This window comes from Chlamydiales bacterium (assembly GCA_031292375.1).
Lineage (GTDB): Bacteria > Chlamydiota > Chlamydiia > Chlamydiales > VFKH01 > JARLHF01.
Map to the genome: position 1 here is coordinate 1 of JARLHF010000046.1, position 11,794 is coordinate 11,794.

Here is an 11,794-nt window from a genome sequence, read left to right on the forward strand (position 1 = left end):
GAAAAAGAACATGCTGTCCACAAGGCTCAAGTATTAACCTATTTACGATTAACAAGACTTAAGCTAGGGCTGGTACTTAATTTTGGGCAAGGACGGCTTATTGATGGATTAACTAGAGTAGCTAATGATCTGTAACTCTCTGCGCCACCGCGTCTCTGCGTAAAAGATAATGCAATGTACTCATTGAAAACGCTATCACAAAATATACATAATAATTTTTTGCATTTTACGTTAACATGTCATTTCTATGAGAAGAATTTTCTTATAATTTCCTATTTTCTTTCATAAAACATCCCGCTCCTAATTGCTGAAAATTCATCAGAGCTTTCCTTTAATATGTACACAAACAAGTTCAAGAATTGTTTGCGTACTCATGCCCATTCCCGATTTTTTTAAATTTCTTTAAAAAAAAATAAGTATTTGTAAATATGTTCTGCTTGTTTGTGTATAGAATTATAAGAGGTAAAAATATGGAAATTTGGCTAGATACAATTGATGAAAACGTAATTACTGATGCAGTCAAAACAGGTATTATATCGGGTGTTACTACAAATCCAACTATCTTATCTAAGGCAAATAATGTTCTAGATACCATCAAAATGCTGCTTGATGTACAACCAGGACCCGTTACTATTCAAGTGACCTCTCCTAACGCAGAAAACATGATAGAAGAGGGCATACGTATATTCGAACTATCCTCTCGCATGATTGTCAAAATTCCTATCAACAAAAATGGACTTATAGCCATCCAAAAACTACAAGAGGACAATATACCCATACTTGGCACAGCAATACTCTATCCCTCTCAAGTCCTCTTAGCACAGGCGCAACAAATACCCTACATTGCCCCCTATTTTAGCCACATGGGAAGCACAGAACATGCTCAAGCTACACTAAAAACAATGAAAGAGATTCTATGCATGAGTAATTCCCCTACTAAAATTCTCTTAGCCTCATTAAGAGAGGTAGATCAAATCATTTATGCAGCTCTTTTAGGCATAGAAGCTGCTACAATTAAACCAGATCTATATTACAAGCTACTTACAGATGATCCTGTAGTGGACACTCTTTTAAAACAGCACTCATCTGATTGGCAAGGAGCTCACAAATCTCTTTAACAAAACTTATGTTTTTTTACGAAACTCTTGAATCAAATTAGCAACCAAAGCGCTCCAACCCGTCTGGTGACTTGCTCCAAGTCCCTTACCTGTTTCTGGATGATAGTATTCATAAAAAAGAAGCCATTCAGACCAGTTAGGATCCTCTTTAAAAGGAAAATCTTCACCCAAAAAAGGCATTTTTTGGTTCTTATCTTTTTTAAATAAGCTCATCATACGGTCTGCAAAGCTCTCTGCTATCTCGTTTAAAGAGACTTCTTTCTCCCCTTCAATTTGGATCATAAACTTATCTTCCAAGGCGTGTGCAAACTTTAAGAGTGCTTCCACAAAAAGATAAGTAGTTGGAAACCATATAGGACCTCTCCAGTTAGAATTACCCCCCTTAATCTTGTGTAAGGCCTCTCCTGGCTCATAACTTACTATCTTATCTTCATAAATGAAAGGATTTGCTTCGTGGTATCTAGACAGGCTTCTCAGACCAAATTGAGCTCGAAATTCCAGCGGATTCCATACATATTCCAAAGACCTTTTAAGTTGATTTTTATCGAGAACTGAGAGCATAAAGCACTCTTTATCTTTCTTTTCTATCAAAAATACACAGACTGAACTAAGCTCATTTTTATTTTTCACAAACCAATAAAAATATTTTTCAAATTCAGGATATAAACTAATCTCTTCTTTTGTCAGGCTATCTATAGCTAAAAGAGGAATTAACCCCACAAGTGAGCGAATACGGCATTTGGAAAATGTGCCATTAGGGTATCTGAAGATATCATAGAAGAATCCATCTTGCTCATCCCAAAGCTCATAGCGCGATTCATCGCGAATTTTCATCGCATGTGCAATATGCACAAAATGTTGAAAGAACTTAATTGCAAGCGACTCATAAATTCTCTCCCTTTTAGAGAGCAAAAGAGCAAGACGCATTAAATTAAGACAGAAAAAAGCCATCCACCCAGTCCCATCCGACTGTTCTAAGTGCACACCACCTAATAGCTTAATCGATCTGTCAATGAATGTGATATTATCCAGCCCTAAAAAACCACCCTCAAAGATATTAAAGCCTGCGCTATCTACCTTGTTGACCCACCAAGCAAAATTGATAAGTAGTTTGTGATAACACTTTTCTATGAGATCAAAATCAATTATACCCTCTTGCTCCTCTTCGAGCTGTATAAGGCGCAAAAGCGCCCAAGCATGTACTGGAGGGTTTAAGTCAGAAAATTCCCATTCATATGCAGGTAGCTGCCCATTGGGGTGCTGAAACTGTTCAAAAAAGAGAAGCCAAATTTGCTCTTTTGCAAGTTGAATATCAACAAGTCCAAGTGTTAAACAGTGAAAAGCATGGTCCCAAGCCGCAAACCAAGGATATTCCCACTTATCTGGCATGCATAAAATTCGCATGGAGTTGAGATGCCTCCAATGCACATTACGTATCTTGTATCCAGCAGGCCTTGTATGATAACGATCCCCTCTAAACCATGTATCAATGTCTACATAATAAAATTGTTTACTCCACAAAGCGCCAGCAATTGCTGTCCTCTGAATTTTTTTCTCTTCAGCAGAGGCACTCTCTGGCTGAATTGCTTCATAAAATTGGTCTGCCTCTCTTTTTCTCTTATCGACAATCACATCTACATCTGCAAGAGGATCCTCTAAAAGCTTGTCAGAAAGACGCAAATGCAAAACAATATGACTTTTTGCTTTTACATTAAAAGAGTAATGTAAACAAGCCTTTGTTCCGTCAAGACCTGGGTTACAGCTATCTTCTTTATTGATAATAGATCTATGAAAAGCATCTTTAACAAAGGTTGCATTTTCAAAAAATGGGCTTTCATTGTGTGTAAAAAGAGGCTCTCCATTCACAGGGCCATAAAAGTAGCGCTTTCCCAGCTTATACTCATAAAGTAAATTTTGAGGAGGAGACATATCCTTTTCACTTGCAACCAAAGCAATACCATGCTCTGTGTTGTGCTCTACACGAATCTCTGGCCTAGAATGCATTTTTTCACCCCAGCTCCATTGGTTGCGAAACCATAGCTGCGGGGCAATATGCAAAGGAGCATCGACCTCTGCTCGATTATGAACTTCTATTCTTATACACGTATCTTCAGAAGAAGCTTTGGCATACTCTATAAAGATATCAAAGTAACGATTATCTGAAAAAATTCCTGTATCCACCAGCTCATACTCAGAAACAGAGGAGTTTCTTTTCCTATTTTCTTCTACCAACTGTGTGTAAGGAAATTCTTTATGTGGGTATTTGTATAAATACTTCATGTATGAATGTGAAGGTGTTCCATCGATGTAATAATAACACTCTTTTACATCTTCTCCATGATTGCCTTCCCATGCATTAAGACCAAACAAACGCTCTTTTAAAATAGCATCTTGCCCATTCCAAAATGCCGGAGCAAAACAGAGGATTTGAAAGCGATCACACCACCCGGCAATACCATCTTCTCCCCAGCGATACGCCTTTACACGAGCCTGATCGTGAGGAAAATAGTTCCAGGCATCGCCATTTTCACTATAATCTTCTCTAACTGTGCCCCAAGACCGCTCTGCCATGTAAGGGCCCCATTTTTGCCAAGGCGGCACAAAATGATCCTTTCCCTCATGCAATCTCTTATATTCTGCAGTATTCTTACGTTCCATAACTGCACTATGTACAAAACACACTCAATATTCACAAGAAAAATTTTATTTGTTAGCAAAAAAGCTCTTTATCTAAAATTAATAAAAATTTAGTAAAACTGAGCCACAAAACTTATTAATTTTTAGGAGAAAACATGAGCATTAACTTAACAGCTCAACTCTTTAGTGGCCATGCACCTCAATTGACATTAAAAAATCACCATATAAAAAGTGCTGGCTCTTATACAAGACGTATCGAATTTTGCTTATTCAACAATCATCCTCAAAATAGTAATAATCCACATTATAAAATTGCTTGCCTTGCAATAAAAGAATTGTCTGCAAAAGATGCAGCTCTTCTACCTTCAGAAGTCACCTTGGGCTTCTTCGAAAAATTCTTCTGGAAACCTATATCCATTCAAACAGTTACAGGTGAGCACAAAACTATTTTAGTGAACATAAATAGTGCCATCAAGCGCCTTGGGGTGTTAGGGTTTACCTCAAGTCAGGTGCAACAAGCTCTAAATGCAAACTCTTTAGGTGATCTCTTGATCTCTACTAAAGCACAAAAAATTAAAGATTCTGCAGAACAATATGGCTGTACAATAAACAGCTCTCTTATGCAAGAGTTAAAAAATGCTCTCATACATATCCAACAGATAAAGCCACAACTCAATGGGGATCAATCCTTCAAATTCTCTTCTAATATAAAAATTGAATTTATAGCTTCTACTCACAAAATTAAATTAACTATTAATGACCAATATAATTTTGATTTCGATTTAGGTGATATGCCTATTCTTGATAAAAAATATGAAGAAATTAATGATGCCCTCGACCTTTTACTAGATGAAGACTCTTTAAAAGAACTTCTTCAAAAAATTCAAGAAAAGAGAGATTCTTGGAAAAAAGCTGGAGTGGACTATACCTATGAACACTCATATGGAACATCTCTTTCTTTTAATGCGCGTGACGATAAAATAACGTTGTGTATTGAAGGGCAATATATTGACTATGATTCTGGACAGCTTATCTCTTATGCGGCATCAAAGCAATTCAAACTAACAGATTGCAATATCAAAGCAATATATGACTACATTGATGATAATGTGGAACCTCTTCATCTTTTTGAAAATACACGAAAATTTGTTACAATGCCTATTGGGGACCATAATTCAGAGGAAAGGTTTATTATAATCTCTGCAGAGGGCGATATTTTTGTATTTTTAGATGATACAAACAAAGGAAGAAGCGTAACTCTCAATCATGAAAAACGAGTGATAAATTTAATTACGGGTGACATTTTAGATGCTCTTATCATTGATACAGCACAAGATCCCAACAATATAAACCTTGATCAACAAATTCAAGCATATAAAAAATCGAGGGGTAAACCTGATTCAGAGCAGCCTATTTTGGAAACGTCTCGTACATTTAAAAATAAAGCAAAATATTCTTATGTCCTTTTTAACCAACCCTGTTGCGGGCTGCCCAATTCTTAATAATAATTAAACTAGAAAACTAAATGCAATATAAGTATAAATACTCTGTAACAACTTTAACAAAAAATCACTCGAATTAATTTATAAAACTTATAATTTTGGGAAAAATATGACAACTGCTTTGACAGCTCAACTCTTTAATGGCCACGCACCTCAACTAACATTAAAAGATCACCATGTAAAAAGTCAGGGTGCTCATACAAGACGCATCGAATTTTGCTTATTCAACAATAGTCCCCAAAATAGTAGTGACCCACATTACAAAGTTGCTTGCCTTGCAATAAAAGAATTATCTGCAGAAAATGCGGTACGCACACCCTCAAAAGTTAAATTAGGCTTCTTCGAAAAATTCTTCTGGAAACCTGTGTCTATTCAAACAGCTACAGGTGAGCACAAAACTATTTTGGTAAACATAAACAGTGCCATCAAACGCCTTGGAGTATTGGGATTTAGCTCAAGTCAAGTGCAACAGGCTCTACAGACAAACTCTTTGAGTAACCTCTTAATTTCCCAAAAAGCACAAAAAATTAAAGACTCTGCAGAACAATGTGGTTGCCCAGTAGACAGCTCTCTTATGCAAGAGTTAAAAAATACTCTCATACATATCCAACAGATAAAATTGCAACTCAATGGTGATCAATCTTTTAAATTCTCTTCTAATATAAAAGTTGAATTTACAGCTTTTACTCAAAAAATTAAATTAACTATTAGCGATAAGCATACTTTTGACTTCGACTCAGGAAGCATATTACCTACTACTACTAATAAAAATCCTGAAAACATTGATGATGCCCTTACTCTTTTAATTAATGAAAAATCAAAAAAGATCAATGCTGCACTTGATCTTCCAATGGATGAAGATTCTTTAAAAGAAGTCCTTCTAAAAATTGAAGAAACAAAAGAATCTTGGAAGAACGATACATCAGAACTCCTGTCTAGCGATTTACATGGTGTGATGTTTTACCGTCGTCCCAATCAACATAACATAACATTAAATATTAGAGGACAGCTTGTTGACTACGACACAGGGTCTTTTACCTCTTATATGGCATCAGGTGTGTCAAAAAAACTAAGCGATACTCAGATCAAACTAATACTCAAACACATTAACGACAACTATCCAAACGTTTTTTCTACTAAGGCTCAATCAAAATTTATCAATATACACAACAAAAACGACACGAGTTCTTCAAAACCATGGTTTACTATCATCTCTTTACGTGGCTTTATTTTTGTATGGCTAGATGGTGATACACAAGCAATAAATTTAATTACAGGACTTTCCTCAGATATCTTTACTGCTGATATAACAAATAATAATTCCGAGGAAGTTCACTCGATCCTTGCAAACTATAAAAAATCAACTAAAAAGAATTCAAAAGACCTCGTTTTTAAAGGATTTTATAGCAAACAAAACAATAGGAAATACCTCATAGCTTTCTTTAAATCAACTAAGAGTAAAAAAATAACTAGCAGTTAAGTATGATAAATATTATAATAGAGTTATAATAATAAATATTTCTTATGTTTGTTTTAGCACTAATTTAGGATAAAAATATGAATAATATTAATTTAAGAGCATCTATCTCCGATAATAGTGCGGCTACTCGATTAACAGAGGCTCAGCATGGCGTAGAAAGTTTGGGTAGAGAAACAAAACGCGTAACATTTCATCTGTTCGATCCTCAGAGTTCCAACAATAAGTTAGTAGCCCTTGCAGTAAGAGAACTGTCTCCAAACGATGCAACTCTTCCTCCTTCAAAGATCTCATTGGGTTTTATCGATCGCTTTTTCTGGAAACCCATATCCATTGAAACAGCCCCCGGTGAGCACAAAACTATCCTAGTGAATATTCAAAGTGCAGTTAAGCGTCTAGGAGTATTAGGATTTACTTCACAAAAAGTACAAGAAGCTCTGAATAATGACTCTTTGGGAGACCTTCTAATTTCAGCTAAACTTGATAAAATAAAAGAATCTGCACAAGAACATGGCTGTACGATTTCTTCCAACCTTGAAGAGAATATAAAAAAGGCCCTTATCTATATCCAAGGTGACCATAGAGACATGAATGGACGCATCTATGATATAGAAGTTTCTTGTTGTGAAGGTGGAAAAATTGAGCTCTTCATTGAAAACAAACATGTCTTTGACTTTGATTCTGGAAAATGGTTACGTGAAATACCTGTTGCGCCTTTAACAGCCCCAACACCTCCTACTGTACCTCAAGAGGCAAGTACAGTAGCAAGCACTCCCAGTCGATCTATGAACAAAAAAGTCTCTCAAAAGCTATCAGAGATCTTGGAAAATCTTCTCTTTAAAACCCCTGATATTGAAAAGTCTCTAAAAGAAACTATCCAAGATATTGAGGACAACAAAGACACATGGGATATCGATTTTACCAAGGTATGCTCTCCTGATTTATCGCTTCTCTACGACTGTCAAAAAAATAAAATTCAACTAAATATTAAAGGACAGCTTGTTGACTATAACACAGCAACGATTACTTCTTATGCTCTATCAAACAAATCTAAACTATCAAATAACGATATCAAGAAAATTTATACATATCTCAACAAGAGGGAAAAAAGAAAGAATAATCATCTCTTTAATAGGGAGTCTCACTTTGTTAAACGAAGTAGTATAAATGGAGCATTAAAAGACATACCTAGATCCATGTGCATTACCGAAACGGGTGATGTTTTTATACTTTTAAATAGAGTTGGACAAGGTGATGCAAAGGTTGGTTCTGGTACTTATAAAGTCGTAAAAAAAGCAATAAATTTAATGACAGGGGAATTTGTAGCGGCAAGTGTACTTACACCAAAACAGGATTATGAAATAGAGGCACTTAAACATGAAATTAAGGCTCACAAAACTTTAAAAGATGTAAAAAACGTTCTACAACTAATTACAGTTAATAAATACACAGGCAAAGTAGGTAGGAAACAACTACTCATCTCCACTTTCTGCGACAAAGGCGATTTACAAAACGATTTAAAATCAGGAAAACTTTCTAATTACGAAAGACGACGCTTTATGATTGGTCTTGCCAAAGGCTTTGCAGGGATACATGAAAAAGGCCTTGTACATAACGACATAAAACCTGCAAACATTATGCTACGTGAATTTATAATAGGAATGAAACGCCAAGGAGAAAACATTGTCCCCTTTAAGCGAACTCAAGCACTTATTGGAGATCTAGGACTTTCCCGCATTGAAGCTGAATGTGGAGTAGATACTGGCGTACAAGGAACTCCTTTCTACCTTCCACCTGAATATCTTCTGAGTTCTGAGCGTCGATATAACAAGTCCTGTGATGTTTGGTCTCTTGGCTTAATTTTTTGGGAAATGCTCGTGGGAACCCCCCCTTGGTCTGCTGCAAATGAACAGTTTGATGCAGTTCAAAGGTTCAATATATTTGGTTTTCAATCTCTTACCGAAAGAGAACAACTGTTAGTAAGAATATACCATAAGGTATTAGAAGAAAATCCAGTGCTGGCCCTCGATCCTGCGAAAAACGGCTTCCAGATTACAATATTAAGTTTGGGACATATAATTCTTCACGATATTACGTCTATGCAGCAGCAACAATTTCCTTCCGAATATCAACCCATATGCAACATTATGAAAAGCATGCTGGCCCCAGACCCTCGTCAACGCCCTACTATGCAACAAGTGGCAGATCAACTTGAAAGGAGCCATTGGCCAGATATATTCATGGACAGCAGTATATTCGACTTAATTTTAGAGAGATAATCATAAATGGTCAAATGGATGGTAAAAACTTAAGTTATCAACATCTTTATCTTTGATAAAGGTTATGCAACTCTTTGATAGACTATGTGTTGCATGCGCTAATAGACAAGCTTTTATTGCTAACCTTAAGATATTTAACAACAACAACTTACAATGAGCCTACTTCCAATAAGCTCATTCATGATTTTACCTTTACAAAGCATTTTAAGATCTATTTCTTCACCTTTACTTATAAATCATCAACAAAGCTTCCACAGTCTTAGCCCCTGCTTCTTAAACTATTCATAAAAAATAGCGTACAAAACGCGTAAATATCTTAAAAATAGAGTTAAGCTATTACTTGAAGCCCTATCTTAATCTTGAATTAACAAATACTCATTAAAATCGGCTCACTCAATCACAAAAAAGAGAATAAAAAATGGATAGTAGCATTATTCTAAAAGCTTCATTTACTACTAGCACAGCTCTTCAACTAACACAAGCTAAACATGGAACAAATAGCCTAGGCACATGTACAAGACGTATAGAATTTCATTTATTTGATAAGTCTACTCCTTACAGCCCAGGCAAGATTGCACTTCTTGCCATAAGAGAATTATCTAAGTCTGACACAGCCCTTTTACCCTCACAAATTAAATTAGGACTCATCGAACGCTTTTTCTGGAAACCCATCTCCATTCAAACAAGCACAGGTACTCGCCAAACTATCTTAGTAAACATCAATAGTGCAATTAAACGACTTGGAGCATTGGGATTTACTACACACGATGTGCATCAAGCATTAAATAGTAATTCTTTGGGAGATCTCTTAGTTTCAAGTAAGCTCAATACAATAAAACAATCTACTATACCCCATGGGTTTTTCATAAACCCTGAATACCTTGAAAATAATATTAAAAAGGCTCTTATATATATTCAGGATAATAAACTTAACTGGGAAACTAACCCAATCAACCAACCTGAGCTTGTTTATGACACAGAAATCTCTTATCAAAATGGTAAAATTGAAATCACTATTGGTAAAAAGTATATTTTCGATTTTGATTCTGGACAGTGTATAGCTCACATGCCAACTACAGATCTTGCAGCACTTCAAAAGGCTGTAAGCCCACTAAAACACTCAAATCAAGCGATTCATCAAAAGCTCACAAACATCACAAATAAGCTTCTTTTCGTAACGGACGACCTTACAAATACTTTAAAAACCGTTATCCAAGATATTTCAGATAATAGACATCTATGGAATAAAAATTTATTTCACCCCTATTCTTCTAGCGTATTTCTTTCCTTTAATCATGAAGATGATACCATCCAATTAAATATTGTGGGGCAACTGATTGATTATGACAAAGAATGTATAACTTCTTATGTATTATCAAATCGATCAAATCTCTCACATAATGATATTGAAGACATTTATAAATTTCTTAGCAAAAGCAAAGAAATTTTCCTCAAAAAGCAATTTCAATTCATTAAACAAACAGAGCTAATACCCAGGCCTCTTTGTATTACCAACACAAACGATGTTTTTGTACTTCTAGACAGAAAAATCGCCTCTACCTCATTTTGTACAACCAAATTCGCACTTAATCTAACTACAGGAGAATTTATAGCAGCAAGTACAGGCGCCGCCAATCAAATGAGCACACAAGATGCTGCAAATATTTCTCAAACAATTGGAAGCATAGCATATAAGTCCAAGTTTGGTGTAAATAAGTGCCTAATTCTCTCCACTTTTTGCTATCGAGGCAATTTAGACATATTTTATGCCAACGTAACGCCTCTTAAAACAGATCTCCTTTATCAAAAGCTAACGTACAACATACTTACAAACCTTGCTATCAGCATTAAAGGGATGCATGCAAGGGGCCTAGTATATAATGGGATAACACCTACTAACATTCTACTACAATCCTTTTCAGTAGGTAAACAACATCTAGATGCTGTACCATTTATCAGAAGGGTAGAATTTAATCCTCCTTTGAACCCAAGTGATACAGATCTTTTTCCATTTAGATACCTTGCACCAGAGCAACTTGAAACATCTCAGTTTAATCAAGCAAGTGATATTTGGTCCCTTGGCTGTATCTTCTATGAAGTTCTTATGGGACAACGCCTCCCTTGGACTAACGTCGACTTCTCTTCTATTTTTAATAAGGCTCAAAGGCTTGTTGATGCAATACAAATTTTTACTACAGCACCTTCCAGCTCAGTACCGAATGAGAATAACTATTTAAGAACACTTTTACAACAGAAGCCAGCCTCTGCACTACCAGCATTTGTAAACAACACAGCTACAAGCCAACATAACATAATTAATGTATACACAAAAACACGTAATGAAAATCCTTACTTATCTCACGATGAAATCTGTCGATTATCCCTTGCCAAAATAATTCAAAGTAGTATCAAAGAAATTGATATATTTATTGATTGTTTCATAAATACAATGGGTGATCCTTGGAAAGTTGTTAAAGAGATGTTATCACTAGATCCTACAAGGCGCCCCAACATAAATAACATTGTAGCTCGTCTTACAGCTGCTGAGTGGCCATCCCAGCTCAAAGGCTAATCTTTTTAACTAACAGCACCTTATGGACTTCAATAGCTGCTCCAATAATTTTATAAAGGGGACATTTCTACTTTACTGTTACACATTTTTTATGTTTGGAAATATCTTCCTATAGCGAATGCCCTAGGGTACTATAACGCAGGCCTTCAGCCTGCAAATTACACACTGAGAGCACCTAGGGCGTGTGCCCTAGGCTTTTATAAATCAGG

6 protein-coding genes are annotated in these 11,794 nt (G+C 35.8%); 5 read left to right on the forward strand and 1 reads right to left on the reverse strand.

What is annotated here, in order from left to right; translation table 11 throughout:
* Positions 1–470 precede the first annotated feature (470 nt).
* Positions 471–1,118, forward strand: a complete 648-nt coding sequence (locus tag P4L16_05720) for a transaldolase family protein (protein ID MDR3624619.1) — start codon at positions 471–473, stop codon at positions 1,116–1,118.
* A 6-nt stretch (positions 1,119–1,124) separates the two neighbouring features.
* On the opposite strand, the gene P4L16_05725 is transcribed toward P4L16_05720, so the two are convergent.
* Positions 1,125–3,776, reverse strand: a complete 2,652-nt coding sequence (locus P4L16_05725) for a hypothetical protein (protein ID MDR3624620.1) — start codon at positions 3,774–3,776, stop codon at positions 1,125–1,127.
* Between the two features lie 134 nt (positions 3,777–3,910).
* Here P4L16_05725 and P4L16_05730 point away from each other — a divergent pair, with 134 nt between their 5' ends.
* From P4L16_05730 to P4L16_05745, 4 genes are all read left to right on the forward strand, one after another.
* The gene (locus P4L16_05730; protein MDR3624621.1) at positions 3,911–5,257 is read left to right on the forward strand and encodes a hypothetical protein; all 1,347 of its coding nucleotides are present in this window, start codon (positions 3,911–3,913) and stop codon (positions 5,255–5,257) included.
* Between the two features lie 109 nt (positions 5,258–5,366).
* Positions 5,367–6,737, forward strand: a complete 1,371-nt coding sequence (locus tag P4L16_05735; GenBank protein MDR3624622.1) for a hypothetical protein — start codon at positions 5,367–5,369, stop codon at positions 6,735–6,737.
* 77 nt (positions 6,738–6,814) lie between these two features.
* On the forward strand, positions 6,815–9,013 hold the full coding sequence (locus P4L16_05740; GenBank protein ID MDR3624623.1) for a protein kinase: 2,199 nt from the start codon (positions 6,815–6,817) through the stop codon (positions 9,011–9,013).
* Positions 9,014–9,431: 418 nt separating this feature from the next.
* Positions 9,432–11,585, forward strand: coding sequence for a protein kinase (locus P4L16_05745; protein ID MDR3624624.1), 2,154 nt, complete (start codon positions 9,432–9,434; stop codon positions 11,583–11,585).
* The last annotated feature ends 209 nt before the right edge of the window (positions 11,586–11,794 follow it).

Coding starts and splice junctions, on each gene's coding strand:
- P4L16_05720 (MDR3624619.1), top strand. CDS start 471: ATGGAAATTTGGCTAGATACAATTGATGAAAACGTAATTACTGATGCA.
- P4L16_05725 (MDR3624620.1), bottom strand. CDS start 3,776: ATGGAACGTAAGAATACTGCAGAATATAAGAGATTGCATGAGGGAAAG.
- P4L16_05730 (MDR3624621.1), top strand. CDS start 3,911: ATGAGCATTAACTTAACAGCTCAACTCTTTAGTGGCCATGCACCTCAA.
- P4L16_05735 (MDR3624622.1), top strand. CDS start 5,367: ATGACAACTGCTTTGACAGCTCAACTCTTTAATGGCCACGCACCTCAA.
- P4L16_05740 (MDR3624623.1), top strand. CDS start 6,815: ATGAATAATATTAATTTAAGAGCATCTATCTCCGATAATAGTGCGGCT.
- P4L16_05745 (MDR3624624.1), top strand. CDS start 9,432: ATGGATAGTAGCATTATTCTAAAAGCTTCATTTACTACTAGCACAGCT.